At 61.6% G+C, this 26,493-nt stretch carries 21 protein-coding genes; 11 read left to right on the top strand and 10 right to left on the bottom strand.

Going from position 1 to position 26,493, the window contains the following annotated elements:
* Nucleotides 1-21: 21 nt before the first annotated feature.
* Both J4E53_RS08195 and gpmI read right to left on the bottom strand, forming a co-directional pair.
* Complete coding sequence (locus J4E53_RS08195; protein WP_060739609.1) at nucleotides 22-1,314, bottom strand: murein hydrolase activator EnvC; 1,293 nt, start codon at nucleotides 1,312-1,314, stop codon at nucleotides 22-24.
* A 214-nt stretch (nucleotides 1,315-1,528) separates the two neighbouring features.
* Entirely contained in the window at nucleotides 1,529-3,058 is a 1,530-nt protein-coding gene (gene gpmI / locus J4E53_RS08190; RefSeq protein ID WP_103309352.1) for a 2,3-bisphosphoglycerate-independent phosphoglycerate mutase, read from the bottom strand.
* A 152-nt stretch (nucleotides 3,059-3,210) separates the two neighbouring features.
* On the opposite strand from gpmI, the gene J4E53_RS08185 reads away from it, so the two are divergent.
* Genes J4E53_RS08185 through secB form a run of 3 tightly spaced genes read left to right on the top strand, consistent with a single transcriptional unit; the run spans nucleotide 3,211 to nucleotide 4,402 of the window.
* Nucleotides 3,211-3,624 carry a rhodanese-like domain-containing protein gene (locus J4E53_RS08185; protein WP_060739607.1) on the top strand — a complete coding sequence of 138 codons (414 nt, stop codon included), beginning with the start codon at nucleotides 3,211-3,213 and terminating at the stop codon, nucleotides 3,622-3,624.
* A 1-nt stretch (nucleotide 3,625) separates the two neighbouring features.
* Nucleotides 3,626-3,880: a glutaredoxin 3 gene (grxC, locus tag J4E53_RS08180; RefSeq protein ID WP_060739606.1), complete on the top strand. Its 255-nt coding sequence runs from the start codon at nucleotides 3,626-3,628 to the stop codon at nucleotides 3,878-3,880.
* A gap of 39 nt (nucleotides 3,881-3,919) precedes the next feature.
* Nucleotides 3,920-4,402: a protein-export chaperone SecB gene (gene secB, locus J4E53_RS08175; protein ID WP_060739605.1), complete on the top strand. Its 483-nt coding sequence runs from the start codon at nucleotides 3,920-3,922 to the stop codon at nucleotides 4,400-4,402.
* A 187-nt stretch (nucleotides 4,403-4,589) separates the two neighbouring features.
* On the opposite strand, the gene trmL is transcribed toward secB, so the two are convergent.
* Nucleotides 4,590-5,045 (bottom strand): tRNA (uridine(34)/cytosine(34)/5-carboxymethylaminomethyluridine(34)-2'-O)-methyltransferase TrmL, encoded by a 456-nt coding sequence (trmL, locus tag J4E53_RS08170; RefSeq protein ID WP_053117534.1) that lies wholly within the window; start codon nucleotides 5,043-5,045, stop codon nucleotides 4,590-4,592.
* On the opposite strand from trmL, the gene J4E53_RS08165 reads away from it, so the two are divergent.
* Nucleotides 5,044-5,484 (top strand): hypothetical protein, encoded by a 441-nt coding sequence (locus J4E53_RS08165; protein WP_081015338.1) that lies wholly within the window; start codon nucleotides 5,044-5,046, stop codon nucleotides 5,482-5,484. The genes trmL and J4E53_RS08165 overlap by 2 nt on opposite strands.
* A gap of 551 nt (nucleotides 5,485-6,035) precedes the next feature.
* On the opposite strand, the gene ntrC is transcribed toward J4E53_RS08165, so the two are convergent.
* The 6 genes from ntrC to glnA form a co-directional block, all read right to left on the bottom strand.
* Complete coding sequence (gene ntrC, locus J4E53_RS08160; RefSeq protein ID WP_060739603.1) at nucleotides 6,036-7,472, bottom strand: nitrogen regulation protein NR(I); 1,437 nt, start codon at nucleotides 7,470-7,472, stop codon at nucleotides 6,036-6,038.
* The gene (glnL, locus tag J4E53_RS08155; protein ID WP_053117539.1) at nucleotides 7,469-8,554 is read right to left on the bottom strand and encodes a nitrogen regulation protein NR(II); all 1,086 of its coding nucleotides are present in this window, start codon (nucleotides 8,552-8,554) and stop codon (nucleotides 7,469-7,471) included. The genes ntrC and glnL overlap by 4 nt, the downstream gene beginning before the upstream one ends.
* Before the next feature lie 253 nt (nucleotides 8,555-8,807).
* On the bottom strand, nucleotides 8,808-9,431 hold the full coding sequence (locus J4E53_RS08150; RefSeq protein ID WP_060739602.1) for a DUF4124 domain-containing protein: 624 nt from the start codon (nucleotides 9,429-9,431) through the stop codon (nucleotides 8,808-8,810).
* Nucleotides 9,428-9,946, bottom strand: a complete 519-nt coding sequence (locus J4E53_RS08145; RefSeq protein WP_103309354.1) for a DUF4124 domain-containing protein — start codon at nucleotides 9,944-9,946, stop codon at nucleotides 9,428-9,430. Before J4E53_RS08145 ends, J4E53_RS08150 begins: the two co-directional genes overlap by 4 nt.
* 191 nt (nucleotides 9,947-10,137) lie before the next feature.
* On the bottom strand, nucleotides 10,138-10,701 hold the full coding sequence (locus J4E53_RS08140) for a chorismate mutase (RefSeq protein WP_103309356.1): 564 nt from the start codon (nucleotides 10,699-10,701) through the stop codon (nucleotides 10,138-10,140).
* A 120-nt stretch (nucleotides 10,702-10,821) separates the two neighbouring features.
* Nucleotides 10,822-12,228, bottom strand: coding sequence for a type I glutamate--ammonia ligase (glnA, locus tag J4E53_RS08135; RefSeq protein WP_014336114.1), 1,407 nt, complete (start codon nucleotides 12,226-12,228; stop codon nucleotides 10,822-10,824).
* Nucleotides 12,229-12,556: 328 nt separating this feature from the next.
* Here glnA and thiI point away from each other — a divergent pair, with 328 nt between their 5' ends.
* Complete coding sequence (gene thiI / locus J4E53_RS08130) at nucleotides 12,557-14,011, top strand: tRNA uracil 4-sulfurtransferase ThiI (protein ID WP_060739599.1); 1,455 nt, start codon at nucleotides 12,557-12,559, stop codon at nucleotides 14,009-14,011.
* Between the two features lie 138 nt (nucleotides 14,012-14,149).
* Complete coding sequence (gene typA, locus J4E53_RS08125; protein ID WP_003186725.1) at nucleotides 14,150-15,970, top strand: translational GTPase TypA; 1,821 nt, start codon at nucleotides 14,150-14,152, stop codon at nucleotides 15,968-15,970.
* Nucleotides 15,971-16,196: 226 nt separating this feature from the next.
* On the opposite strand, the gene J4E53_RS08120 is transcribed toward typA, so the two are convergent.
* Complete coding sequence (locus J4E53_RS08120) at nucleotides 16,197-16,634, bottom strand: YkgJ family cysteine cluster protein (protein WP_025211360.1); 438 nt, start codon at nucleotides 16,632-16,634, stop codon at nucleotides 16,197-16,199.
* A 252-nt stretch (nucleotides 16,635-16,886) separates the two neighbouring features.
* On the opposite strand from J4E53_RS08120, the gene J4E53_RS08115 reads away from it, so the two are divergent.
* From J4E53_RS08115 to J4E53_RS08095, 5 genes are all read left to right on the top strand, one after another.
* Nucleotides 16,887-19,337 (top strand): glycogen/starch/alpha-glucan phosphorylase, encoded by a 2,451-nt coding sequence (locus J4E53_RS08115; RefSeq protein ID WP_060739598.1) that lies wholly within the window; start codon nucleotides 16,887-16,889, stop codon nucleotides 19,335-19,337.
* A gap of 289 nt (nucleotides 19,338-19,626) precedes the next feature.
* Nucleotides 19,627-23,250 (top strand): DUF2339 domain-containing protein, encoded by a 3,624-nt coding sequence (locus J4E53_RS08110; protein ID WP_103309358.1) that lies wholly within the window; start codon nucleotides 19,627-19,629, stop codon nucleotides 23,248-23,250.
* Complete coding sequence (locus tag J4E53_RS08105; protein WP_103309360.1) at nucleotides 23,247-24,629, top strand: DUF3999 domain-containing protein; 1,383 nt, start codon at nucleotides 23,247-23,249, stop codon at nucleotides 24,627-24,629. Before J4E53_RS08110 ends, J4E53_RS08105 begins: the two co-directional genes overlap by 4 nt.
* Nucleotides 24,630-24,864: 235 nt before the next feature.
* Nucleotides 24,865-25,875: a class 1 fructose-bisphosphatase gene (locus tag J4E53_RS08100; RefSeq protein WP_018607993.1), complete on the top strand. Its 1,011-nt coding sequence runs from the start codon at nucleotides 24,865-24,867 to the stop codon at nucleotides 25,873-25,875.
* Nucleotides 25,876-25,878: 3 nt separating this feature from the next.
* Nucleotides 25,879-26,475, top strand: a complete 597-nt coding sequence (locus J4E53_RS08095; protein WP_103309362.1) for a DUF924 family protein — start codon at nucleotides 25,879-25,881, stop codon at nucleotides 26,473-26,475.
* The last annotated feature ends 18 nt before the right edge of the window (nucleotides 26,476-26,493 follow it).

Below are 26,493 nucleotides of genomic sequence, written 5' to 3'. Positions count from 1 at the left end.
TCCTTAATAGGATGGGCGCGCTTATCCTTGCGCACGACACCATTGGGCCGGGTCACTGGGGCGACCCTGCTGACGAATAGCGAAATACAGTGCTGGCGTATCCTGCCCGCCACTGTTACCGACCGTGGAGATGGACTCTCCGGCCTTGACCACGTCGCCCGCCGACTTGAGCAGCGTCTGGTTGTGGCCGTACAGGCTCAAGTAACCGTTGCCGTGATCGAGAATCACCAGCAGGCCGGCGCCGCGCAACCAGTCGGCGAATACCACGCGCCCGCCATGCACGGCATGTACCTGGCTGCCAGCGGAGGCGCTGATCATCACCCCGTCCCACTTGGTGCGGGTGTCGTCGCCGCGGGTTTCACCGAAGCGCGCAAGCAATCGACCATTGACCGGCCACGGAAGTTTGCCTCGGGCTGAAGCAAAAGCGCCGCCAAAGGTTTCGCCGTCACTGGAAACCAGTGCGCCAGGGCTGGATTTTGCCGGTTTGCGCGGTGCATCGCCGGCGTCTGCGTCGGCCTGGGCTTCACGCAAACGCTTTTTTTCGGCTTCCTGCTGGGCGATCAGCGCTTTCTGGCGCGCTTCTTCCGCCTCTCGGGCCTGGCGGGCCAGGGTCTCTTCGATGGTTTTCAACACATTGGCCAGTTCGGCCTGGTCCTGCTCGCGGGCCTTGAGCTTGCTGTCGCGGGCCTTCACGTCGTCATTGAGCTTGGCCAGAGCCACCTGGCGTTCCTTGCGAACCTTCTCGAGTTCTTCGCGCTGGGTGTCGAGGCTGCTTTTCTGCACCAGCAACTGGGCCTGCTGCAGCTCGATGTCTTTTTCGACATTGGCCAGTTGGCGCAAGGTTTCATTGAAGCTCTTGAGTTGTTCCAGGCGGGCCTGGCTCAGGTAATCGTAATAGGTGAGGGTACGGGCGAATTTCTCGGGGTTCTGCTGGTTGAGCAGCAGCTTGAGGTATTCCTGGCGGCCATTCTGGTAGGCGGCCCGGGCCTGGATGGCGATCAGCTTTTGTTGTTCAGTGCGCGCGCTCTGGAGTTTTTTTTTCTCTCCATCGAGCCGCTGCAGCTCGGATTCGCTTTTCTTCAGTTCTTTTTGCAGGGCGTCGACCTGCTTCTCCAGCTTGCCCATCTCGGTTTCAGTGCCGCGCAGGTCTTTCTGCACGCTGGATTTCTCTTCCTGCAACTTGCCCAGCAGCTTTTTCAGCTCGGCAATGTCCTGGCGCGTGGCTTCCAACTGCTGTTGGGTTTGCGCGCGCTCGTCGGCAAAGGCCGGTTGGAGCAAGCAGGTCAGAACGAGGGCTATCAGGACGCGAAGCATAGAGGCGGGCGACACCAGGGAAAGGGACGGCCTAGTATGCCCGCCCCACGCCGCAAAAAAAACGCCCATTTGGGGCTGTGTGATAACTGGCCCGAAAAACACCAAGAACCCATGTGGGAGCGAGCTTGCTCGCGATGGCGGTGCATCAGTCAACATCAAGGTTGGCTGATCCGGCGCTATCGCGAGCAAGCTCGCTCCCACAGGGTTTGCGGAATCAGACCAGGATCGACGTCCCGGTCATTTCCGCAGGCTTTTCCATGCCCAGCAACATCAGCATGGTCGGCGCCACGTCAGCCAGCACGCCACCGTCGCGGACCTTGAAGTCCCGCTTGCCGACATAGATGAACGGCACCGGCTCGGTGGTGTGGGCGGTGTGGGCCTGGCCGGTGGATTCGTCGGACATCTGCTCGACGTTGCCGTGGTCGGCCGTGATCAGTGCTTCGCCGCCGACCTTTTCCAGGGCCTCGACGATGCGGCCAACGCAGGTGTCCAGGCATTCCACGGCCTTGACCGCCGCCTCGAACACACCACTGTGGCCGACCATGTCGCCGTTGGCGTAGTTGACCACGATCACGTCGTAACGCTGGTTTTCAATGGCGTCGACGATGCGGTCGGTCACTTCCGGTGCGCTCATCTCCGGTTGCAGGTCGTAGGTGGCGACTTTCGGCGAGGGGATCAGGATGCGTTCTTCGCCCGGGAACGGTTCTTCACGGCCGCCGGAGAAAAAGAACGTCACGTGGGCGTACTTTTCGGTCTCGGCGATGCGCAGTTGGGTCTTGCCGTTTTTCGCCAGGTAGTCGCCCAGCACGTTTTCCAGGCTGCCGGCGGCGAAGGCCGAAGGCGCGGGAATGCTGGCGGCGTATTGGGTCAGCATGACGAAACCGGCCAGTTTTGGCTGGCGGGCACGCTCGAATTCCTTGAAATCGTCTTCGACGAACACGCGGGTCAGTTCACGGGCGCGGTCGGCACGGAAGTTCATGAACACCACGGCATCGCCGTCTTCGACTTTCACCGGCTCGCCAATGGTGGTGGCTTTGACGAATTCATCGCTTTCGCCGCGTTCGTAGGCGGCTTGCAGGCCTTCCTGGGCGGTGGCGGCGTTGAATTCGGCGCTGCCGTCGACGATCAGATTGTAGGCCTGGGACACGCGATCCCAACGGTTGTCACGGTCCATGGCGAAGTAGCGGCCGACGAGGCTGGCGATGCGCCCCTTGCCGAGGGCCTGGAACGTTGCGTCCAGCAGCTCGATCGACGACGTGGCGCTTTTCGGCGGGGTGTCGCGGCCATCGAGGAACGCGTGCAGGTAGATCTTCTCGGCGCCGCGCTTGGCAGCCAGCTCGGCCATGGCGATCAGGTGGTCCTGGTGGCTGTGCACGCCACCGTCGGACAACAGGCCCATGAAGTGCACGGCCTTGCCGGCGGCCACGGCCTTATCCACCGCGGCGCAGATGGTCGGGTTTTCGAAGAACTCGCCGTCGCGGATCGATTTGGTCACGCGGGTGAAGTCCTGGTACACCACGCGGCCTGCGCCGAGGTTCATGTGGCCGACTTCGGAGTTGCCCATCTGCCCGTCCGGCAGGCCGACGTCCATGCCGCTGCCGGAGATCAGGCCGTTGGGCACGGTGGCCCACAGACGGTCCAGCACCGGCTTGTTGGCCGAATACACGGCGTTGGATTCGTGGCTGTCACTGTGACCGAAGCCGTCGAGAATCATCAGGACCAAAGGTTTAGGCGTGGTAGTCATGGAATCCACTCGTGGCGGGTTAAAAGAAGACGATGGAAAAGGGACGGGCAGTTTAAAGGTAAGTTCCGGCGGCGTCACCGCCGGGCGGGGTTTGGCCGGCCTTGCGTGCTGTGTATACTGGCCGACATTTTAACGCCCTGGAACCTCCTTCGATGGTTGCTCACCTGATTCAATTTGCCACTAACCACTACATTCTCGTCGGTATCTTCGTCGTGCTGCTGGCGTTGCTGGTTGCCCACACGATGCAGGGCGGCGGTCGCAGCCTGAGCACTGGCGAGCTGACCGCACTGGTCAACAAGGATGCCGGCCTGGTGGTGGACATCCGCCCGAGCAAGGATTACGCCGCCGGTCACATTGTCGGGGCGGTGAACATTCCCCAGGACAAACTGATGGCGCGGATCGGCGAGCTGGAGAAACACAAGGCCAAGACGTTGATCCTGGTGGACGCCCAAGGCCAGCACGCCGGCACCCACGCCCGCGAGCTGATGAAGTCCGGTTTTACCGCCGCCAAGCTGTCCGGCGGCGTTGCCAGCTGGAAAGCCGACAATCTGCCCCTGGTGAAGTGAAATGTCCCACGTTGTTGTCTATTCCAGCGATTACTGCCCCTATTGCTCCAGAGCCAAGTCCCTGCTCCAGAACAAAGGCGTGGCCTTCGAAGAGATCAAGGTCGACGGCAAGCCGCAACTGCGCACCGAAATGACCCAGAAGGCCGGGCGCACCTCCGTGCCGCAGATCTGGATCGGCAGCACCCACGTGGGCGGTTGCGATGATCTGTTCGCCCTGGAGCGCGCCGGCAAGCTCGACGCGCTGCTCAAGGCCTGAATTTCCCACTAAAGAACCTGAAAGTAAGAAGGATCTGCGATGACTGACCAACAGAACACAGCTGCCAGCGAAGAAGAAGCCGCACCGCAATTCTCCTTGCAGCGCATTTATGTGCGTGACCTGTCCTTCGAAGCCCCGAAAAGCCCGGCGATCTTTCGCCAGCAGTGGGAGCCGAGCGTAGGCCTGGACCTGAACACCCGTCAGAAAGCCCTGGAAGATGACTTCCACGAAGTGGTGCTGACCCTGTCGGTCACCGTCAAGAACGGTGACGAAGTGGCGTTCATCGCTGAAGTGCAACAGGCCGGGATCTTCCTGATCAAGAACCTGGATGCTCCTTCGATGAGCCACACCCTGGGCGCGTTCTGCCCGAACATCCTGTTCCCTTACGCCCGGGAAACCCTGGACAGCCTGGTAACCCGCGGCTCGTTCCCGGCCCTGATGCTGGCGCCGGTGAACTTCGATGCCCTGTATGCGCAAGAACTGCAGCGCATGCAGCAGGAAGGCGGCGCGACCGTTCAGTAAGCGTCCACTGCCAGGCATAGCGCTCGACGGCCAGGCACAAAACCTGTGGGAGCGAGCCTGTGGGAGCCGAGCTTGCTCGCGATGAACGATGACACGGTTTTGCAGTTGAACCGTGTCGACCTCATCGCGAGCAAGCTCGGCTCCCACAGGCTCGCTCCCACAGGTGTTTCTGGCTGACAGGAACGGCTCAGGCGAACCCGTTCTGCCGCCACGCCTCATAAACCGCCACCGCCACGGTATTGGACAGGTTCAGGCTGCGGCAGCCTTCACGCATTGGCAGGCGCAGGCGCTGTTCGGCGGGCAGGGCGTCCAGTACGTCGGCCGGCAGGCCACGGCTTTCCGGGCCGAACAGGAACGCATCGCCGGCGACGAAGCTGGCGTCATGGAACGGCCGCGAACCCTTGGTGGTAAAGGCGAACAGACGCGGATGCCCGAGGCTTTCCAGACAACTGGCGAGGTCGGCGTGACGCTGCAAGGTGGCATACTCGTGGTAGTCGAGGCCGGCGCGGCGCAGGCGCTTGTCGTCCATGTCGAAGCCCAGCGGTTCGATCAAATGCAGGTGGCAGCCGCTGTTGGCGCACAGCCTGATGACGTTGCCGGTATTCGGCGGAATTTCCGGTTGAAAAAGGATGACGTGAAACATGCACGGCTCCGCAGATAAAGATGAGCGGCATTCTACGCCGCAAACCGACCGACGTTCGAAGCTAATGCCTCGGGTGATGGGCTCTTTGGCGATCTTCGGCGTGATGGTCGGGCTGATGATCGGGCGCCTGACCACGCCCGAGCCGAGCGCGTTGCAACAGATCGAGGTGACAGACGGAGCGCTGGTGGCCTGGTTCAACAATGAACCCAAGCTCCATGGCGAAATTGTCGACGGCTCAGTGGCGTTGCTGTTCCAGGCAGAAGGCCAGCCGCAGAAGGGCCAGCTCAAGCTCAACGGCAAGGATGTGAACTGGCGGGTGCGTTTGAGTGACGAGGGGTTGTTGCTGACGCTGGTGGCGGCGCGTCCATTGCGAGGGGCGTGGACCGGCAGCGAGGTCGATGACCGCTGGCGGCTGGAGGTCCGTCTCCAGGAGCAATAAAAGAGGGAATCCCCGGCCTGCCTGTACCAAGGTCCCCAAAACGGGAGGGCTCGCGCTAAGCGCACGGCCCTGGGTGTAAAGAAGGGAAACCTTGACCTGCCTGTATCAAGGCCCCCAAAACAGTGGGCTCACTGAGCCCGGTATAAAATGGGGATTCCCCGGCCTGCCTGTACCAAGGTCCCCGAAACTGGGTAGTGATCTAGCTATTGCAGGGGGCGTGCCAGTTTTAAATTATTTGTCACAAAAACGCTTTCTGTAACGCAAAAGCCCCGTATTCCGGGGCTTTTGCTTTTGTTTGTGCGGTTTTTTTCGAGCTGGGCCGATTGGTTTTGGCGGGTGGTGCATGTGCAATTGCGGTTCGCAGTGCATTGATGCGGTGCATGAGGCCTTTAAAAGCATCGCGAGCAAGCTCGCTCCCACAGGATGGACTGCCCCCAAAAAGTTGGACACCCATCTGACTTTTGGGGGGCCGTCCAGGAATTGCGTTTCCCTTGTGGGAGCGAGCTTGCTCGCGATTGGGCCTTCAAATTCAGCGAAGGGCTAAAGACCGATCAGCCCTCATCCCCGTCATCATCATCCCCACCGTCGACCTTCATCCCCAATTCCTTGATCTTGCGGGTCAAGGTATTGCGGCCCCAGCCCAGCAGCACGGCGGCATCGCGGCGGCGGCCGGCGGTGTGCTTGAGGGCGGTTTCGATCATGATCCGCTCGAAGGCCGGTACCGCGCTGTCCAACAGGCTCGACTGACCGCGGGCCAGGGCCTGGTCGGCCCACTGGCGCAGGGCTTGCTCCCAGTTGGTCACGGGGGCCGAATCCTGGGGCAGGCTCAGCAGTTCCGGCGGCAGGTCGCTGATGTGCACTTCGCGACCTGAAGCCATCACCGTGATCCAGCGGCAGGTGTTCTCCAACTGGCGCACGTTGCCCGGCCACGGCAGGTTCTTGAGGTATTCCTCGGTTTCGCTCTTGAGCAGCTTGGGCTCGACCGCCAGTTCCTGGGCCGCGCGGCTGAGGAAGTGCCGGGCCAGGGTCGGGATGTCTTCGCGACGATCCGCCAGGCGCGGGATATGAATGCGGATGACGTTCAGGCGGTGGAACAAGTCCTCACGGAATTTGCCGGCGTGAACCAGGGTTTCCAGGTTCTGGTGGGTCGCGGCGATGATGCGCACGTCCACCTTGACCGGTGTATGGCCGCCGACCCGATAGAACTCGCCATCGGCCAGCACGCGCAGCAAGCGGGTCTGGGTGTCGGCCGGCATGTCGCCGATTTCATCGAGGAACAACGTGCCGCCGTCGGCTTGCTCGAAGCGTCCGCGCCGCAGGTTGGCCGCGCCGGTGAAGGCGCCTTTTTCGTGGCCGAACAGCTCGGACTCCATCAAGTCCTTGGGAATCGCCGCCATGTTCAGCGCGATGAACGGCGACGCCGCCCGTGGGCTGTGGCGGTGCAGGGCGTGGGCCACCAGTTCCTTGCCGGTGCCCGACTCGCCATTGATCAGCACAGTGATGTTGGAGTGGCTCAAGCGCCCGATGGCGCGAAACACTTCCTGCATCGCCGGCGCTTCGCCGATGATTTCCGGGGTGCGGGCCAGGGCCGGCACCTCTTCCATGCCTTGTTGTTCCTGGGCGTGCTGGTTGGCGCGCTTGACCAGCGATACGGCTTCGTCGACGTCAAATGGCTTGGGCAGGTATTCGAAAGCGCCGCCCTGGTAGGACGCCACGGCGCTGTCCAGGTCGGAATGGGCGGTCATGATGATTACCGGCAGACGCGGGTGCTGTTCGCGAATCCGCGCCAGCAGGTCCAGGCCGCTGGCCCCGGGCATGCGGATGTCGGAGATGATGACGTCCGGTTGCTGACGCGCCAGGCGACTCATCACCCCATCGGCGCTGTCGAAGCTCTGGGTGGTCATGCCTTCCTGTTGCAAGGCTTTTTCCAGGACCCAACGGATAGAACGGTCGTCATCGACGATCCACACGGTTTCACTACGGCTCATGTCGATGTGGCTCCTTGTTCCAGTGGCAGGAAGATCGAGAAAGTGGTGTGGCCGGGGTGGCTCTCACATTCGATCAAGCCCTGATGCTGACTGATGATGTTCTGGGTAATGGCCAGGCCCAGCCCGGTACCATCCGGACGGCCGCTGACCATGGGAAAAAAGATGGTTTCCTGCAGTTCGGCAGGGATGCCCGGACCGTTGTCGATGATCTCGATCTTGGTCACCAGGCGATGGCGCACGTGGCCGATGGTGAACTGGCGCATGGCGCGGGTGCGCAGGCTGATGCGACCCAGGCGCAGTTCGTTCTGGCTGCTGATGGCCTGCATCGCGTTGCGCACGATGTTCAGCACCGCCTGGATCATCTGCTCGCGGTCGATCAAGACGTCGGGAATGCTCGGGTCATAGTCGCGCACCAAAGTGATGCAGCCCTGGCTTTCCGCTTCCACCAGGCTGCTGACGCGCTCCAGCACTTCATGGACGTTGCACATCGCCAGGGATGGCAGCTTGTTCGAACCGAGCATGCGGTCCACCAGGTTCCGCAGGCGGTCGGCTTCCTCGATGATGACGTTGGTGTAGTCCTTGAGGCTTTCTTCCGGCAGTTCACGGGCAAGCAACTGTGCCGCGCCACGTATTCCGCCGAGAGGGTTCTTGATCTCGTGGGCCAGGCCCCGCACCAGCATCTTGCTGGTTTCCTGCTTGGACAACTGCGCCTCCTCCTTGGTGATGCGCAGCAAGCGATCACGCGGGTGGACTTCCAGCAGCAACAAGGTGGCGCCGTTGTTCAGGATCGGCGTGACCGCATAATCCACGGTCAGGGTCTGGCCGGTCAGGGCGGTGAGCATCGCCTCGCGCTTGGTGAACGGGTGAGCCTGCTCTACCGCTTGGCGCAGGGAATTGAGCGCTTCGGCAGATTCGGTAAACAACTCGCTGATGAACTGCCCGTGGCTGCGCTGGCCGCTGACAGCCAGGAGCATCTCCGCCGCCGGGTTCATGTACTCGAGGCGCAGTTCGGCGTCGAGCAGGATGGTCGCGGTGGTGAGGTTGTCGAGCAGCAAGCGGTGTAGTGCGTCGCTAATGGTCATCAGGACCTCTTTTGGAGCGTAGCAACTCGGGACCGGTCCCAAATTGCGCGCGCGATTAATGCGCTGTCACAAGGAAAATGCAAAAACCAAACCAAGGCTCCGAAAAGAAGCGTTTAGAGCCTCAAAAGGGTGTTTTTCGGTCGCTTGCGTGGCGTTCTGCCAGCTTTTCCGGGTACTTTCGAACCAAAATGGGTTTTTGGACTGAGTAGCGTGCAAGCTATTGCACCAATATAGTGCGAGAGCCTGGGCAGTGTTAAAAAAACGGCAAGATGCTGCTTTTTTCTTCTTCAGGTTTTTCGGCGAGGGGGCACTCCGGGCGTTGACCGTAATCGGCTGTGGCACAGGGCTTGATGCGGCGCTTCTGCGCAAGGGATATGCGCTGCATGTGGAAGGGCTGGTTGGCGGTGCGTTCGACGATACGGTCCTGCTCGTCGAGGATTTCGACCGCCAGGTGATGGGTGCCTCGATCGATGTCGCTCAAGGCGAATACCGGGCTCGGTCCCGGCGCGCCCGTTGGTTTGCCGTCGAGCAACAGGCGGTAGCGGTGGCCTTTTTTCAGGCCCGGCTCGCTGGTGACACTGACGATCAATTCGCCTGCGGTGCTGCGTATCGTCGCGTCCGGCTCGGGAATCAACAGCCTGAGCATTTCGTAATGAAACAACGGTTCGGGCCGGGCTTCGGTCGCGGGCGCCGAGGCTGTGCCCGTGGGCGGCGCCGGCATCCGGTTGCCGGGTGGCAGTTGGACTTTCTTTGCGTTGCCGGGGCGCGGCTGATCGGTGAACACGCGATTGCCCTGGGCATCGATGTAGGTATAGACCTGCGCCACGCCGGGCATCGCCGTCAGCGCCAGGCCCAGCGTGAGCAGCCAGCGGATCATGGCTGGTGCACCCGTTGCACGGTGAAAGTGACGGTTTCGCTTTGCTGCAGGAGGTTGTCGCCGTCGATGACTTGAACCGCCAGGCTGTGCTCGCCTCGGTCGATATTCACCAATTGCAGGCGCGGCACGTTGCTTGGTTGGCCGTAGGGCTGCCCGTCCAGCAGCAGCCGGAACAGATGCGGGCTGCGCAGGCGCGGTTGAGCGTGTACGCCAACGGTGAAGGTGCCGTTGTTGGCGCGCAGGGCCTCGTCGGTGGGGATGTCGGTCAGTTCCAGGATTTCGTAGGCATCGCGCGGCTTTTCGCTGTTGGCGGGAGGCGTCGGTGTGCCCGGGCTGGCCGGAGACTGGCGTTCGATGCTGTTGAGCGGCGGCAACTCCACCGTCTGGGCCGGGACGCCTTGGGGCGGCTGGTTGCTGTAGGCGGTATTGCCCTCGGCGTCGATGTACTTGTAGATCTGCGCGGCGGCGGGCAGTGCCAGCAGCAACAACAGGATGATTGAAAAACCGCGCCCCATAAAATCGACCGAAAACTGAAAGTGTTGAGTTGCAGCATAGGTCAGGGGGGAGGGTTGGCCCAAGTTGTTGTGTGTTGGGCCATGACCTGCCCTGTGGGAGCAAGCTTGCTCGCGATGGCGGAGTGTCAGGCACTGAGGTGTTGAATGTGCTGGCCTCATCGCGAGCAAGCTCGCTCCCACAGGGGGGGGGCTTAGGCTTTTGTGGAGATACACAGCTCTGCGGTTGCTCGGATCAGGGCGAGCCGGTGCACCGGGTGTTGCTTGTCGTGGTGGGTGGCGCGGGCCAGCCATTGCGGGCACTGCGGGTCGGTGCGATAGGGGGCGAAGTCGGCCAGTTGTTGCAGCAGGCGTTTCTGCAGGCGGTCGAGCTGCGGGCGGATCTGCCCCACCAGGTCCGGGCGCGGGAGGTCCGGGGCCTTGCCGTCCAGGGCCCAGTCGGACAAGTTGATGTACTGCACCATTTTGTTGGCTTCTATCTGGGCGGCAAAAAACGCTTCCACGGTTTCGTTGCTCAGTTTGTAGGCCGGTGCCTGGGCAACGGCGGCGGCGATGACTTCACGCTCGCGCTGACGGTCCTCTACGGGTTTGCCACTGTCCCATTTACTCAGCGCCACTTGATCGGCGATGGCCAGGCGCTCGCCAATGGCGTTAAGCAACGGGGTCAGGGCTTCTGGGGCGGGAGTCGAGGCGGCTGCGGCGGTGGAGGCCAGCAGCGCGGCAGACAGGGCAAGGCAGAGCTTGAAGCGCAAAGTCATGGGCAGTCTCGTCTTCTAGGGGGAGCGACGGGGCATCATGCACGTAACCGGCGCCCATAAAAAAGGCCTCCCGAAGGAGGCCTTTCTTTATTTCACGCCGTGCGTGGCGGCGCTACCGGATCAGCAGCTGTAGTACAGCTCATATTCCAGTGGGTGTACGAAGGTGCGAACCTTGATTTCTTCTTCGCTTTTCAGTGCGATGTAAGCGTCGATGAAGTCATCGCTGAATACGCCGCCTTTGGTCAGGAACGCACGGCCCTTGTCCAGCTCTTCCAGGGCTTCTTTCAAGCTGCCACACACCTGTGGGATTTCCTTGGCCTCTTCAGGCGGCAGGTCATACAGGTTTTTGTCAGCGGCATCGCCAGGGTGGATCTTGTTCTGGATACCGTCCAGGCCGGCCATCATCAGTGCAGCGAAGGCCAGGTACGGGTTGGCAGCCGGATCCGGGAAGCGTGCTTCGATACGGCGGGCTTTAGGGCTGTTCACGTAAGGAATACGGATCGAGGCGGAACGGTTGCGAGCCGAGTAGGCCAGCATGACCGGTGCTTCGAAGCCTGGTACCAGACGCTTGTAGGAGTTGGTCGACGGGTTGGTGAAGCCGTTCAGGGCCTTACCGTGCTTGATGATACCGCCGATGAAGTACAGGGCAGTGTCCGACAGGCCGGCATAGCCTTCGCCTGCGAAGGTGTTCTTGCCGTCCTTGGAGATCGACATGTGAACGTGCATGCCCGAACCGTTGTCGCCGTACAGCGGCTTCGGCATGAAGGTCGCGGTGCGGCCGTAGGCGTCAGCAACGTTGTGTACGCAGTACTTGAGGGTCTGTACTTCGTCAGCCTTCTTGACCAGCGTGTTGAATTTCACGCCGATTTCGTTCTGGCCGGCAGTCGCCACTTCGTGGTGGTGAACTTCGACGGTCTGGCCCATTTCTTCCAGTGCGTTGCACATGGAGGTACGGATTTCGTGGTCGAAGTCGAACGGTGGAACCGGGAAGTAACCGCCTTTGATGCCTGGACGGTGACCTTTGTTGCCGCCTTCCACGTCCTGGTCGGACATCCACGAACCTTGTTCGGAGAAGATCTTGAACATGGAGCCGGAGATGTCGGACTTGAACTTGACCGAGTCGAAGATGAAGAACTCAGGCTCAGGACCGAAGAAAGCGGTGTCGCCGATGCCGGTGGACTTCAGGTATTCCTCGGCGCGGTGGGCGATGGCGCGTGGGTCGCGGTCATAGCCTTGCATGGTCGAAGGTTCGATGATGTCGCAGACCAGGATCAGGGTCGGCTCTTCGGTGAACGGGTCCAGGACGGCGGTTTCGTCGTCCGGCATCAGGATCATGTCGGAGGCTTCGATGCCTTTCCAGCCAGAGATGGAGGAGCCGTCGAACATTTTCCCGATTTCAAAGAATTCGTCGTCCAGCGCATCACGGGCCGGCATGGTCACGTGATGTTGAGTACCTTTGGTGTCAGTGAAGCGCAGATCAATCCACTTGACGTCATGATCTTTGATGAGTTGAACCGACTTCGACATATGTCCTCCGGGTGGCTTCGGGCGGGTAGTGGAGTGCCCTTAGATATGGGTGATGCCGGCGCGAATACTCTGCCAAGGCAACCTGCCTCACAAGGGAGCAAATTGCATGCCAGTGCCCCAGCATGGGTTTTTTGCACCAAATCCACGCTTTTAAAGGCGTAAATCAAAGATTGTCCGACAATAACGCACTGCAATGTGGCGTCGTCAATCGATAATGACCTGTTTTGGTGCGCGTAAAACCATCTGCACATTAACTGGTTAAACCTTGAGCAATTTCCGCTATAATCCGCGCCCCCCTTTTTCGGCTGGCCGTCCGCGCGCTGTTTTCATGAAACTAATCGTAAAAGTCTTCCCCGAGATCACCATCAAGAGCCGCCCGGTACGGATGCGTTTCATCCGCCAGTTGGCCAAGAACATCCGTGCCGTGCTCCGAGACCTGGATCCGGCCGTGGTGGTGAATGGCGTGTGGGACAACCTCGAACTGGAAACCCGTGTCAGCGAACCCAAGCTGCTGAAGGAAATGACCGAGCGCCTGAGTTGCATGCCGGGCATCGCGCATTTTTTGCAAGTCGATGAATACCCGCTGGGGGATTTCGACGACATCCTCGCCAAGTGCATGCTTCATTATGGTGATGCACTGGCCGGCAAGATCTTTTCGGTGCGTTGCAAGCGCGCCGGCAAGCACGCGTTCAGTTCGATGGATGTGGAGAAGTTCGTCGGCAGCCAGTTGCGCCGGCAATGTGGCGCGGCCGGTATTTCGTTGAAAGACCCGGAAATCGAAGTGCGCATCGAAATTCGCGACCAGCGGCTGTTCGTGATCCACAGCCAGCACAACAGCATCGGCGGTTATCCGCTGGGTTCGCTGGAGCAGACCCTGGTGCTGATGTCCGGTGGCTTCGACTCCACGGTGGCCGCCTACCAGATCATGCGTCGCGGGTTGATGAGCCATTTCTGCTTCTTCAACCTCGGCGGGCGTGCCCATGAACTGGGCGTGATGGAAGTGGCGCACTTCATCTGGAAGAAGTACGGCAGCTCCCAACGCGTGTTATTTGTGAGTGTGCCGTTCGAGGAAGTCCTGGGCGAGATTCTCGGCAAAGTCGATAACAGTCATATGGGCGTCATTTTGAAGCGTATGATGTTGCGCGCCGCTTCACGAATTGCCGACCGCCTGCAAATCGATGCGCTGGTGACCGGCGAGGCGATCTCCCAGGTGTCGAGCCAGACGTTGCCGAACCTGTCGGTGATCGACTGCGTGACCGAGAAGCTGGTCTTGCGTCCACTGATCGCCAGCCACAAGCAGGACATCATCGACCAGGCCAACGAAATCGGCACCGCCGAGTTTGCCCGGCACATGCCGGAATACTGTGGCGTCATCTCGGTCAATCCGAAGACGGCGGCCAAGCGCGGGCGGGTGGAGCACGAAGAGAAAGAATTCGACATGGCGGTACTCGAGCGAGCGCTCGAAAACGCCAGGCTGGTGCCGATCGATCGCGTTATCGACGAATTGGGCCAGGACATCAAGATTGAAGAAGTCGGCGAAGCGCTGGCCGGTCAGATCATCATCGACATCCGCCACCCGGATGACGCTGAAGACGACCCGCTGAGTGTCGCCGGCATCGAGGTAAAAACGATGCCGTTCTATGCCGTGAACGCGCGTTTCAAGGAACTGGACCCTACTCGCCAGTACCTGCTGTATTGCGACAAAGGCGTGATGAGTCGCCTGCATGCCCACCATTTGCTCAGTGAGGGGCATGCCAATGTGCGCGTTTATCGACCGAGCTAAGTGCCCGGGGCTGTTTGCCTGTGGCCTGCGTCACCGGCCCCCCGACGCCGCCGACAGGCTGTAACGGCTTTGTCGGACTCAACGTAAATCGCTGCCACGACCTGTCAGCACACCGAATCCTCTGATCGAGATACACAAGTGATCGAAAATCTACGCAACATCGCCATCATTGCTCACGTTGACCATGGTAAGACCACCCTGGTAGACAAACTCTTGCGTCAATCCGGCACCCTGGAGCGCAACGAGCTCAACGACGAGCGCGTGATGGACTCCAACGACCAGGAAAAAGAGCGCGGTATTACCATCCTGGCGAAAAACACCGCCATCAACTGGAACGGCTACCACATCAACATCGTGGACACCCCGGGCCACGCCGACTTCGGTGGTGAAGTAGAGCGCGTGATGTCGATGGTCGACTCCGTGCTGCTGCTGGTTGACGCTCAGGACGGCCCTATGCCGCAAACCCGTTTCGTGACCAAGAAGGCCTTCGAAGCCGGCCTGCGTCCGATCGTGGTCATCAACAAGGTTGACCGTCCAGGCGCGCGTCCGGACTGGGTTCTGGACCAGATCTTCGACCTGTTCGACAACCTGGGTGCCACCGAAGAACAGCTGGACTTCAAAGTCGTCTACGCCTCGGCCCTGAACGGCATTGCCGGTCTGGACCACACTGCCATGGCTGAAGACATGACCCCGCTGTACCAGTCGATCGTCGACGACGTACCAGCGCCGAAAGTCGACCGTGACGGTCCGTTCCAGATGCAGATCTCGGCACTGGACTACAACAGCTTCCTGGGTGTGATCGGTGTTGGCCGTATCGCCCGTGGTCGCATCAAGCCGAACACCCCGGTGGTTGCCATCGACGCCGACGGCAAGAAGCGCAACGGTCGTATCCTCAAGCTGATGGGTCACCACGGCCTGCACCGCATCGACGTCGAAGAAGCTGCGGCCGGCGACATCGTCTGCATCAGCGGCTTCGAGCAACTGTTCATCTCCGACACCCTGTGCGACCCACTGAACGTCGAAGCGATGAAGCCGTTGACCGTCGACGAGCCAACCGTTTCCATGACCTTCCAGGTCAACGACTCGCCATTCTGCGGTAAAGAAGGCAAGTTCGTGACCAGCCGTAACATCAAGGAACGCCTGGACAAAGAGCTGCTCTACAACGTTGCCCTGCGCGTTGAAGAAGGCGACTCGGCCGACAAGTTCAAAGTGTCCGGCCGTGGTGAGCTGCACCTCTCGGTACTGATCGAAACCATGCGTCGCGAAGGCTTCGAAATGGGCGTGGGTCGTCCTGAAGTGATCATCCGCATGGTTGATGGCGTCAAGCACGAACCGTACGAAAACGTGACCATCGACCTGCCGGAAGAATCCCAGGGCGCGATCATGGAGCAAATGGGCCTGCGTAAAGGCGACCTGACCAACATGGTTCCGGATGGCAAGGGCCGTGTGCGCCTTGAGTACAACATCCCGGCCCGTGGCCTGATCGGTTTCCGTAACGAGTTCCTGACCCTGACCTCCGGTGGCGGCATCCTGACCTCGATCTTCGATCGTTACGACGTGATGAAGTCCGGCGACATGTCCGGCCGTCAGAACGGCGTGCTGGTATCGGTTGCGACCGGCAAGGCCCTGACCTACTCGCTGGAAACCCTGCAAGCGCGCGGCAAGCTGTTCGTCGAGCACGGCCAGGATATCTACGAAGGTCAAATCGTCGGCCTGAACAGCCGCGACAACGACCTGGGCGTGAACCCGACCAAAGGCAAGAAGCTCGACAACATGCGTGCTTCGGGCAAGGACGAAACCATCGCCCTGGTTCCGCCGGTCAAGTTCACCCTGGAGCAAGCGCTGGAGTTCGTACAAGAAGACGAACTGTGCGAAGTGACGCCGAAGTCGATTCGCCTGCGTAAGAAAATCCTTGGCGAAAGCGAGCGTACCCGCGCTGCCAAGAAAAGCGGCAACTGAGTTTCGACTTAGTTAGCGGCTGAAAAAAAACGCCCCTGATTGTGAGATCAGGGGCGTTTTTTTATGCCTGGGATTTGTGCGGTGCTTGTCAGGGCCCCATCGCGAGCAAGCTCGCTCCCACAGTGGATTTGCAGTGGGTACAGATGTTGTGTCCGACAGGAATCCCCTGTGGGAGCGAGCTTGCTCGCGATGGCGTCGGCTCAGGCACCGCTGAACCCGCAGTCGATCAGAATTTGTCCAACGTCCGCGGATTCCGCTCGCGCTCCACTTCCTTGGGCTTGTAGGCACAATACCCCGGCCGTGGCCCAATCCGCGGATGGTTGCGGCAGGTGTCCGGGCGCTTCTCGTAAATGGTGCACAACCGGCTCTTGCGGTCCAGATAAAGGCAATCGTTGTTGCTCATGCGCTGGAGCGTGAAAATTTCCGACTTCTGGTTGTAGCGCTCGACGATCCCTTCCTTTTGCAGGCGCTTGGCGATGTTCTTCGGCGGGTCGCCCAGTTCGAACTCATCGACGATGCCGATGCGGATCAGGTCCTTGATCTTGGCTTCCACCGGCAGTGTGCAGCAGCTCGACACGCAGGAACCGCACATCGGGGCGGAGTACTTGGCCCAGGTATCGAGTCGGTCGATCTCCGCGGCGGCGATCAGGTTGGGCTTCATCATCACGGTTTACCAGCATGCATCAGGGCGCGCGATCATACCGGGACTGGTGAAATTTTGAACGACCATCTGCCGGTTTTTTTTCATTCGGGACAAACCGCTCCCGGACCGGCACGGCCCCTGCATTCATTCGCTTATCCGGCAATTCTCTGACGACGATTCTCCGTCACAGGGAAAAACCACCGAACCAGAGCCTGTGCCGTCTGTCAGACCGACTAGGCTCAGACAATTCCATGCTCGTTCGAGGTCTCATCAATGACTCAAGAACCACTTGTTCGCGAAGCTGAAGTCGCTGCATTTCGCGACGCTGTGTTGACCAAGCTCACTTACGCCGTCGGCAAGGACCCGGATCATGCGTTTGATCACGATTGGTTCGAAGCCATTGCCCTGGCCGCCCGCGACCACATGGTCGAACACTGGATGGACCACACGCGGCAGATCTACCGCAAGGGCCAGAAGCGCGTCTATTACCTCTCCCTGGAATTCCTCATCGGCCGCTTGCTCTACGACAGCCTGAGCAACCTTGGCCTGCTGGACACCGCGCGCGAGGCCCTGACCGAGCTGGGCGTGGACCTGGAGCGCATCCGCCTGCTCGAACCCGATGCGGCGCTGGGCAACGGTGGTCTTGGCCGCCTGGCGGCGTGCTTCATGGAAAGCATGTCCACACTGGGCATCGCTGGCCATGGCTACGGCATTCGCTATGAGCACGGCTTGTTCCGCCAGGCGATTGTCGATGGCTGGCAGCAGGAGCAGACCGAGCATTGGCTGGACTTCGGCAACCCGTGGGAGTTCGAGCGGCCGGAGGTGGTCTACCCGATCGGCTTTGGCGGCAGCGTCGAGACCGTGACCGATGAGGCCGGCAAGACCCGGCAAGTCTGGTCCCCGGCCGAAACCGTGCGGGCCATCGCCTACGACACGCCGGTGGTGGGTTGGCGCGGTGCCAGCGTCAACACCCTGCGGCTGTGGCGCGCCCGGGCCATGGAAGACCTGCACCTGGAACGCTTCAATGCCGGCGACCACTTGGGCGCGGTGGCGGAAGTGGCCCGGGCCGAAAGTATTTCCCGCGTGCTCTATCCGGCCGACAGCACCGAAGCCGGCCAGGAACTGCGCCTGCGCCAGGAGTATTTCTTTGTCGCCGCCTCGTTGCAGGACTTGCTGCGGCGCCATCGCAACATGCACACCTCGGTGCTGACCCTGGGCGACCATGCGGCGATCCAGCTCAACGACACGCACCCGTCCATCGCCGTGGCCGAACTGATGCGGCAACTGGTGGATGTCTATGACGTGGCCTGGGATGCGGCCTGGCAGATCACCCAGGACACGCTGTCCTACACCAACCACACACTGCTGCCCGAAGCCCTGGAGACCTGGCCGGTGGGGCTGATGGAGCGCATGTTGCCCCGGCACATGCAGATCATCTACCTGATCAACGCCCAGCACATCGATTCGCTGCGGGCCAAAGGCGTGCACGATTTCGACGTGCTGCGCTCGGTTTCGCTGATCGAAGAGGACAACGGTCGCCGGGTGCGCATGGGCAACCTGGCGTTCCTCGGTTCCCACAGCGTCAACGGCGTGTCCGGGTTGCACACCCAACTGATGCGCAGCACGGTGTTCTCCGAGCTGCACAAACTCTATCCGGACCGGATCAACAACAAGACCAACGGCATCACCTTCCGCCGCTGGTTGTTCCAGGCCAACGCCGAATTGACCTCGATGATGGTCGACGCCCTCGGCCCGAGCGTGCTCGACAATCCCGAGGAGCGCCTGATCGAACTGGAACCGTTTGCCGACAAGCCGGCGTTTCGCAAGCAGTTCGCCGAGCAGCGCCTGCACAGCAAGAAAGCCCTGGCTTACCTGATCCACGAGCGACTGGGCATTGCCGTCAACCCAGCCGCGATGTTCGACGTGCAGGTCAAGCGGATCCACGAATACAAGCGCCAGTTGCTCAACCTGATGCACACCGTGGCGCTGTACCAGGCGATCCGTGCCGAGCCGGAAGTGGACTGGGTGCCGCGGGTGAAGATCTTCGCCGGCAAGGCCGCCGCCAGTTACCACCAGGCCAAGCTGATCATCAAGCTGACCAACGACATCGCCCGAGTGGTGAACAACGACCCGACCGTGCGCGGTCTGCTCAAAGTGGTGTTCCTGCCCAACTACAACGTCAGCCTGGCCGAAAGCATCATTCCGGCGGCGGACCTGTCGGAGCAGATTTCCACGGCCGGCTTCGAAGCGTCGGGCACTAGCAACATGAAGTTCGGCCTCAACGGCGCACTGACCATCGGTACCATGGACGGCGCCAACGTGGAGATGCATGAGCGCGTCGGTGGCGAGCACATGTTCATTTTCGGCCTGACGGCTGAGCAAGTGGAAGCGCGCAAGCAAAACGGTGAGTTCAGCGCTGCGCCGGACATCGCCGCCTCCCATCGCCTGAACGATGTATTGCAGGCGATACGGGGCGGGGTGTTCTCGCCGGATGATCCGATGCGCTACGCCGGGCTTGTCGACTCGCTGGTGGACTACGACCGCTTCCTGGTCTGTGCCGACTTCGACTCGTACTGGAACGCCCAGGCCAAGGTCGAAGAGCGTTGGCATGACTCCAAGCAATGGTGGCGTTCGGCGGTGCTCAACACCGCGCGCATGGGCTGGTTCTCCTCGGACCGGACCATCCGTGAATACGCCACCGATATCTGGAAAGCCCTGGAGTAGCATTTGCTGCAAGAAATGTGAGCGAAGCCCAACGGCGGTTGGGCTTCGTCGATATACTAGGCGCCAGTTTCGCCGGGCTGTGTGGCCGGACTCAGCAATTGGCAGCGCCAACATTCCAACGTGGGAGCGAGCTTGCTCGCGATAGCGGTGTATCAGTCAACCTTAAGGTGTCTGTCATGCCGCTATCGCGAGCAAGCTCGCTCCCACAGGGTTTGGGGTTCCACTAGACTGATCCAGGCATCGCATCACCCCGGTCATGCCCGCAACGGGCCGCTTAGGGATATCAACCATGCAATGGATCTTGACGTTGTTGGGCCTGGCACTCGGCTGGGTGGTGGACGAGTCGTTCGCCGATGCGCTGATAGGCGCACTGGTGGGGCTTGGCATCGCCCAGGCGTTTCGATTGGGGCGCCTGGGTGTCCAGGCGGCCAAGCAACAGATCTTGTTGCAAGAGGCCCAGCAGAGCTTGCTCACATTGGAGGGCCGCCTGGCGGTACTCGAACGCGGCAAGGTGGCCGAACCGAGTGATCCGGCCCCTGTGCCCGAGGTTGTCGCGCCCCAGGCCGCGAAGCCCGCGACGCGCACCGAACCGGAGCTCGTCTGGGAACTACCGTCAGACCTCGAACCCGCACCCGCGATGGCCACCCAGGCCAGCCAGGCGTTGCCCGATGACATTTGGAAACCCGTGCCAGAGACGTCCAGTCGGCGTGCCGAGCGCGATTTTGCCCCTCTGCCTCTGGAGCCGATGGTGGCGGAGCCGGCGGCCCCACGTGGTCCGAATCTGTTCGACCGCGCCATTATCGGTGCGCGCAACTGGTTGTTCGGCGGCAATACGGTGCTGCGGGTCGGTGTGGTGTTGTTGTTCCTCGGCCTGGCGTTCCTGCTGCGCTATGCCACCGAAGGCATGGTGGTGCCGATCGAATTGCGTTACGCCGGCGTCGCAGCCAGTGCGCTGGGCCTGTTGGGCCTGGGCTGGTGGTTGCGCCAGCGCAACAACAGTTATGCGCTGATGCTCCAGGGCACCGGGATCGCCGTGTTGTACCTGACGGTGTTCGCCGCCATGCGCTTGCATCCGTTGCTCGATTCCAAGGCGGCCCTGGGCTTGCTGGTGGCGGTGACGGTGTTCTCGGCGATCCTGGCGGTTACCCAGAATGCCCTGGGCCTGGCTGCGGCGGCGGCACTGGGCGGGTTTGCCGCGCCGATCCTGACTTCTACCGGCAGCGGCAACCACGTCGCGCTGTTCAGCTATTTCATCCTGCTCAATGCCGGCATTCTCGCGATAGCCTGGTTCAAGGCCTGGCGCCTGCTCAACCTGATCGGTTTTGTCGGCACCTTCGGCATCGGTTTCGCCTGGGGCCTGCGTTCCTACACGCCAGAACTGCTCTGGAGCACCGAGCCGTTCCTGATTCTGTTCTTCCTCATCTACCTGGCGATCGGCTTGCTGTTCACCCGCCGCAAGCTGCTGGAAATGAACGACGCCCCCGAAGAGGGCAGCCGCGACGCGTTGTTGCGCTGGTCGGCGCGCAAGGGCGATTACGTCGACGGCACGATGCTGTTCGCCCCGCCGCTGGTGGGCTTCGGCTTGCAGTTCGCGTTGGTGCAGCACCTGGAGTTCGCCGCTGCCTTCAGCGCCCTGGCCCTGGGTATGATCTACATGGGCCTGGCGCGGCTATTGATGGGCGGCCGCGCCTTGTTGTTGGCGGAAACCTGCCTGGCCCTGGGGGTGATCTTTTCCAGCCTGGCGATTCCCTTGGGGCTCGACGCCCGTTGGACCGCCGCGGCCTGGGCCGTGGAGGGCGCGGGGATTTTCTGGCTGGGCCTGCGCCAGCAACGACCTTTCGCACGAGCCTTTGCTTTGCTGCTGCAATTGGGTTCGGCGCTGGCCTTCCTCAGCGAATTGCGATCTGGCGAAAGCAGCCTGCTCGACGGCTCACCGTTGGGGGCGTTGATGCTCGGCGGCGCTTTACTGTTCACGTTCTACCAACTGCGCAAGGCCGCCCCTGAACACTCTGCGGCTTGGGAGCGCCAAGGCCTGCCGGTGCTGGCGGTGCTGGGCTTGAGTTTCCTCTATCTGCTGGCACCGTTGTTCTTCTTCACCCACGGCACGGCCATCGCCTGGGCCCTGGCCGGATTGGCGACGTTGTTTGTCGGCCTGCGCCTGCAATCGCGCAGCTTCCTGTTCACCGCGTTCGCGGTGCAATTGCTCGGCGGCGCCCTGTTCCTGTTGCGCCTGCAAGGCGCCGAGGGCGATTCGGCGGCGGTGTTCAGCGCGGGCTGGAGCGGTTTGCTCAGTGCTTCCCTGATCGGTCTGGCGTTGATCGGCGGCATGTTGCTGGCGGCGCGCGACGACATGGTGCGCAACGATGTCCGGTTGCTGCGCGGCTTGTCGGTGGTGCTGCTGGCGGGGCTGGTGCTGATCAACCTCGCGGTGCTGTTCGTCCTGCCCTGGCAAACCGCGAGCGGTGTGTGGGCGGCCAGCGGGCTGTTGATCATCTGGCTGAGCCTGTACCTGAAACAGCGCGTGAGCTTTGTCTTCGGCCTGCTGTTGCAACTGCTCGGCGGCGCGTCGTTCCTGATGGCGGGGCCAGCACTGTTGGGGCCGCTCAATGCCGAGGACCTGCGACCCCTGGCCCACAGTGGGTTCTGGACGCCGCTGGTCCTGGGGCTGGCAGCGCTGGTGGGCGCATGGCGCCTGCAACGGGCGCACGCGGCGCAGGAGCTGGACGCCTTGAGCTTGCAGCGCCTGTCCGAGCTGTTGCTGATCTGGGGTGCGGGTTGGTGGGCGCTGGCGTGGGTCAGCGAAGTGCTGCGTTTTGCCCCGGCGAACCTGCAAGGCAGCTTGCTGTTGTTGGTCGCGGCCATCAGCGTGGCGGTGTGGAGCGTTTTGTCGCTGCGGTTGAAATGGCCAGCACTGGGGCTGCTGTGCACCCTGTTGATCCCGGCGGCGGGCTGTGTGCTTGTCGCAGCGTGGGATAGCCGCTACCACCCGGCGGCGGACTTTGGCTGGCTGGCCTGGCTGGCGGTATTCGCCGTGCATTTCCTCTCGCTCAAGCGCTTGGCGCCGGTGCTGCCGGCCCGGGCGCGCAGTACGGCCCACGTACTCGGGTGCTGGTTGCTGATGGCGGTGTTGATGCTGGAGTTGCGTTACGGCCTGCTGTTGCTGTCCGAGCAGTACAACGCCTGGCGCTGGTTGGCCTGGGCGATCCTGCCGGGTCTGTATCTGGTGCTGATGGCCACGCCGCGTACCTTGCCATGGCCGGTTTCGGCACAACCACGGGAATATCGTGTCTATGCGGCGGCGCCCATGGCGCTGTTGATGCTCGGTTGGTTCTGGCTGACCAACACCTTCAGCGATGGCAACTCAGAGCCACTGCCTTATGTGCCGTTGCTCAACCCCTTGGAGCTGGGCCTGCTGTTCGCCTTGTTCGGTATCTATGTGTGGGCTCGCAACGCCGTGGAGCAATCGACGAATGGCTGGAATCGCGTCGGGCACATCGCCCAGTTGATCGCCGGTGTGTCGCTGTTCGCGTTCTTCACCGCCCTGGTGATGCGCACGGCCCACCAGTGGATGGGGGTGCCCTACGAGCTGGACGCGCTGCTCGAGTCGATGTTCGTGCAGGCCGGGTTGTCCATTGTCTGGACCTTGATCGCCCTGGGCCTGATGATCGGTGGGCATCTGCGCCATCGCCGTGAAGTGTGGCTGATCGGTGCGGCGTTGATCGCCGTGGTCGTGGCCAAGCTGTTCTTTGTCGAATTGAGTAACCGTGGCGGTCTGGCGCGGATCGTGTCGTTCATCGGCGTGGGTGTATTGCTATTGGTGGTGGGCTACTTCGCGCCGCTGCCGCCCAAGCGCCCGGAGACGGTCGCCCAGGATGAGCCGCCTATGCCTGTCAGTGAGGGAGTGTCATCTTGAGTCGCAAGTTGAATCGGATCGGGCTGGGCGTGGTCGGATTGTGGGTGGCGTTGTCGGCTACGGCCCAGGAGCAACCGGCGGATTTCGCCCATCAAGTGCCGTTGGCCCTGAGCGGCGAAGGGCCGTGGTATCGCCTGCCGTTGCCACTGGATGTGCAGTTGCAGGCGCGGCAGACCGACCTGAGCGACCTGCGCGTCTTCAACGCCGCCGGGCAGGCCCAGGCCTATGCCTTGGTGCGCGAGTCGGCCCAGAGCCGGGAAAACCGCACCCTCACCGACGTGAAGTGGTTCCCGCTGTACAACGCCGCCGATGACAACGAGCGCGCGCCCAGTGTGCGGGTGCAATCGAACGCCAACGGCACCTTGGTGGAAGTCCAGCCTTCCAGCCGGCTCGAAGCCGGGGAGGAGGAGTTGCGTGGCTGGTTGTTGGATGCCAGCGCGATCAAGGCGCCGCTTCAGCAGTTGATCCTCGACTGGACCAGCGAGCGCGACGGCTTCCAGCGGTTCACCATCGAAGCCAGTGACGACTTGCAGCACTGGCAGTCGTGGGGCGAAGGTCAGGTGGCGCGCTTGACCTTTGCCGATGAGCGGGTCGAGCAGCATGAAGTGACCCTGCCGGGGCAGCCGGCGCGCTATCTGCGGTTGCTGTGGGATTCGCCGTCCTCCGCGCCGGTGCTGACCTCGGCCCAACTGCACAGCGCCAGCCGCGAAAGCCTGCCGTTGCCGCTGGTCTGGTCGCAACCGTTGGCCGGCAGCACGACGAAGGCCGGTGAGTACACCTGGCAGTTGCCCATGGGGCTGAACATCGAACAAGTGCAGGTCGAACTGAGCCAGGCCAACAGCCTGGCGCCGGTGACCCTGGCCGGTCGCCGTGAAAGCAGCCATCCGTGGCAGCCAATGGGCAGTGGCTTGCTCTATCGCCTGACCCAGAACGGCCAGGATGTGCTGCAAAACCAATTGCAACTGTCCGGCCAGACCGTGCAACAGTTGAAACTGACCGTGGACGAGCGTGGTGGTGGCTTGGGAACCGAAGCCCCGGCCCTGCGCTTTGCCGTGCGCCCGACCCAGGTGGTGTTCCTGGCGCGGGGCGAAGGGCCTTACCGCCTGGCGCTGGGCAGCGCGACAGTCAAAGCGGCCAGCTTGCCATTGAGCACGCTGGTGCCTGATTACAAACCGTCGCGCCTGGCGACGCTGGGGGCGGCGACGGTGAACGGCGCGGCCACGTCGACGCCGGCTGCGACCCCTGCAACCGCCACCGCGCCTGCGACGGTCGATACCAACTGGAAGAAAATCGGCTTGTGGGCGGTGTTGCTGCTGAGCGTGCTGTTCCTCGCGGCGATGGCGTTCAGCCTGCTTCGCAAGCCGCCGGTCAAGAGCTGAGGTGCGTTCATCGCGAGCAAGCTCGCTCCCACAATAGACCGCGTTCGTCGAAACAACCCGGTCAACTGTGGGAGCGAGCTTGCTCGCGATGGCGTCCTCTCAATCGACAGAAATATCCAAGCGAGCCGCCACCCCGTGAACTCAATCCTCCATATCCCGTCTCATAGGAGGAATTAAGTCCCGACTCGCGCTAAACTGCGCTGGTTTTTCCGCCCCCTATTCTTCGGAGCCGTCCATGTCCCGCGTTACCTTGAGTCGCTATTTGATTGAGCAGACCCGCAGCAACAATACCCCTGCCGATCTGCGCTTTTTGATCGAAGTGGTGGCGCGTGCGTGCAAGGAAATCAGCCACGCCGTCTCCAAAGGCGCGTTGGGTGGTGTCCTGGGCAGCATGGGCACCGAAAACGTGCAGGGTGAAGTGCAGAAGAAGCTCGACGTGCTGTCCAACGAAATCCTCCTCGAAGCCAACGAATGGGGCGGTCACCTGGCCGGCATGGCGTCCGAGGAAATGGACAATGCCTACCAGATCCCGGGCAAATACCCCAAGGGTGCCTACCTGCTGGTGTTCGACCCACTGGACGGTTCGTCGAACATCGACATCAACGCGCCGGTCGGCACCATCTTCTCGGTACTGCGCTGCCCGAACGAGTACTTGAGCCAGAACGAAGCCTTGAATGAAAAGGCCTTCCTGCAGCCGGGCACCGAGCAGGTCGCCGCCGGTTATGCCATCTACGGCCCCCAGACCATGCTGGTGCTGACCCTGGGTGACGGCGTCAAGGGCTTCACCCTGGATCGTGAGATGGGCAGTTTCGTACTGACCCACGAAGACATCACCATTCCTGAAACCACCCAGGAATTCGCCATCAACATGTCCAACCAGCGTCACTGGGAAGCCCCGGTGAAACGCTATGTCGAAGAGCTGCTGGCAGGCGAAGAAGGCCCGCTGAAGAAGAACTACAACATGCGCTGGGTCGCCGCGATGGTTGCCGACGTGCACCGGATCCTGACCCGTGGCGGCTTGTTCATGTACCCGCGCGACAGCCGCGAGCCGTCCAAGCCGGGCAAGCTGCGCCTGATGTACGAAGCCAACCCGATGTCGTTCCTGGTGGAGCAGGCGGGCGGCGCTTCCACCGACGGTCACCAGCGCATCCTCGATATCAAGCCTGAAGGTCTGCACCAGCGCGTGGCCGTGTTCCTCGGTTCGAAGGAAGAAGTGGCTCGCGCCACGGCTTACCACAAGGAGTAAAGCATGGCCGAGCCTTGGCAGCCGTTGCTCGATTGGTGGTTTGGTGCAGCCCAGACACCGGACGAAATATCGGCTGACAGGGGCAAGCTGTGGTTCGGCAAAGGCCATGATCGCCAGGCGCAAGAGCGCTTCGGCGATCGGGTCGAGCAGGCACTGGCCGGCGGATTGACCGACTGGGCGCAACGCCCGGAAGGTTGGCTGGCCCTGGTGCTACTGCTCGATCAACTCCCGCGGATGATCTTTCGCGACACCCCCAAGGCTTTTTCCGGCGACCTGCGTGCCCAAGCGCTGGTGGCTCAAGGCCTGGCGGCGGGTTTCGACCGACAACTCAAGCCGATCCAGCGCGTATTCATCTATCTGGTACTCGAACACTGCGAAAACCTGGCGGTGCAGAACGAAGCCGTGTCGCGGTTTATCGACCTGGTCCGAGAGCAACCGGAAGCGGAACGGGCGGTGTTTGAAGACAACCTGGATTATGCCGAGCGGCACCAGAAGATCATTGCCCGGTTTGGACGGTTTCCCCATCGCAATGCGGTGTTGGGGCGCGAGTCCACGGCTGAGGAAATCGAGTTTTTGAACAGGCCTGGGTCCAGGTTCTGATTCTTTCGATCTAGCTGA

The sequence above is a fragment of the Pseudomonas sp. FW305-28 genome (genome assembly GCF_017351395.1).
Taxonomy (GTDB): Bacteria; Pseudomonadota; Gammaproteobacteria; order Pseudomonadales; family Pseudomonadaceae; genus Aquipseudomonas; species Aquipseudomonas fluorescens_AA.
This window is presented reverse-complemented; position numbering and strand designations above follow the sequence as displayed.

Bases quoted from the DNA above. Each gene is read 5' to 3' on its own strand.
- J4E53_RS08100 (WP_018607993.1), top strand. From the start codon at position 24,865: ATGTCCCGCGTTACCTTGAGTCGCTATTTGATTGAGCAGACCCGCAGC.
- glnL (WP_053117539.1), bottom strand. From the start codon at position 8,554: ATGACCATTAGCGACGCACTACACCGCTTGCTGCTCGACAACCTCACC.
- J4E53_RS08115 (WP_060739598.1), top strand. From the start codon at position 16,887: ATGACTCAAGAACCACTTGTTCGCGAAGCTGAAGTCGCTGCATTTCGC.
- J4E53_RS08185 (WP_060739607.1), top strand. From the start codon at position 3,211: ATGGTTGCTCACCTGATTCAATTTGCCACTAACCACTACATTCTCGTC.
- J4E53_RS08145 (WP_103309354.1), bottom strand. From the start codon at position 9,946: ATGGGGCGCGGTTTTTCAATCATCCTGTTGTTGCTGCTGGCACTGCCC.
- glnA (WP_014336114.1), bottom strand. From the start codon at position 12,228: ATGTCGAAGTCGGTTCAACTCATCAAAGATCATGACGTCAAGTGGATT.
- J4E53_RS08095 (WP_103309362.1), top strand. From the start codon at position 25,879: ATGGCCGAGCCTTGGCAGCCGTTGCTCGATTGGTGGTTTGGTGCAGCC.
- J4E53_RS08110 (WP_103309358.1), top strand. From the start codon at position 19,627: ATGCAATGGATCTTGACGTTGTTGGGCCTGGCACTCGGCTGGGTGGTG.
- J4E53_RS08165 (WP_081015338.1), top strand. From the start codon at position 5,044: ATGCACGGCTCCGCAGATAAAGATGAGCGGCATTCTACGCCGCAAACC.
- J4E53_RS08120 (WP_025211360.1), bottom strand. From the start codon at position 16,634: ATGATGAAGCCCAACCTGATCGCCGCCGCGGAGATCGACCGACTCGAT.
- J4E53_RS08150 (WP_060739602.1), bottom strand. From the start codon at position 9,431: ATGATCCGCTGGCTGCTCACGCTGGGCCTGGCGCTGACGGCGATGCCC.
- J4E53_RS08195 (WP_060739609.1), bottom strand. From the start codon at position 1,314: ATGCTTCGCGTCCTGATAGCCCTCGTTCTGACCTGCTTGCTCCAACCG.
- thiI (WP_060739599.1), top strand. From the start codon at position 12,557: ATGAAACTAATCGTAAAAGTCTTCCCCGAGATCACCATCAAGAGCCGC.
- trmL (WP_053117534.1), bottom strand. From the start codon at position 5,045: ATGTTTCACGTCATCCTTTTTCAACCGGAAATTCCGCCGAATACCGGC.
- gpmI (WP_103309352.1), bottom strand. From the start codon at position 3,058: ATGACTACCACGCCTAAACCTTTGGTCCTGATGATTCTCGACGGCTTC.
- grxC (WP_060739606.1), top strand. From the start codon at position 3,626: ATGTCCCACGTTGTTGTCTATTCCAGCGATTACTGCCCCTATTGCTCC.
- secB (WP_060739605.1), top strand. From the start codon at position 3,920: ATGACTGACCAACAGAACACAGCTGCCAGCGAAGAAGAAGCCGCACCG.
- J4E53_RS08140 (WP_103309356.1), bottom strand. From the start codon at position 10,701: ATGACTTTGCGCTTCAAGCTCTGCCTTGCCCTGTCTGCCGCGCTGCTG.
- ntrC (WP_060739603.1), bottom strand. From the start codon at position 7,472: ATGAGCCGTAGTGAAACCGTGTGGATCGTCGATGACGACCGTTCTATC.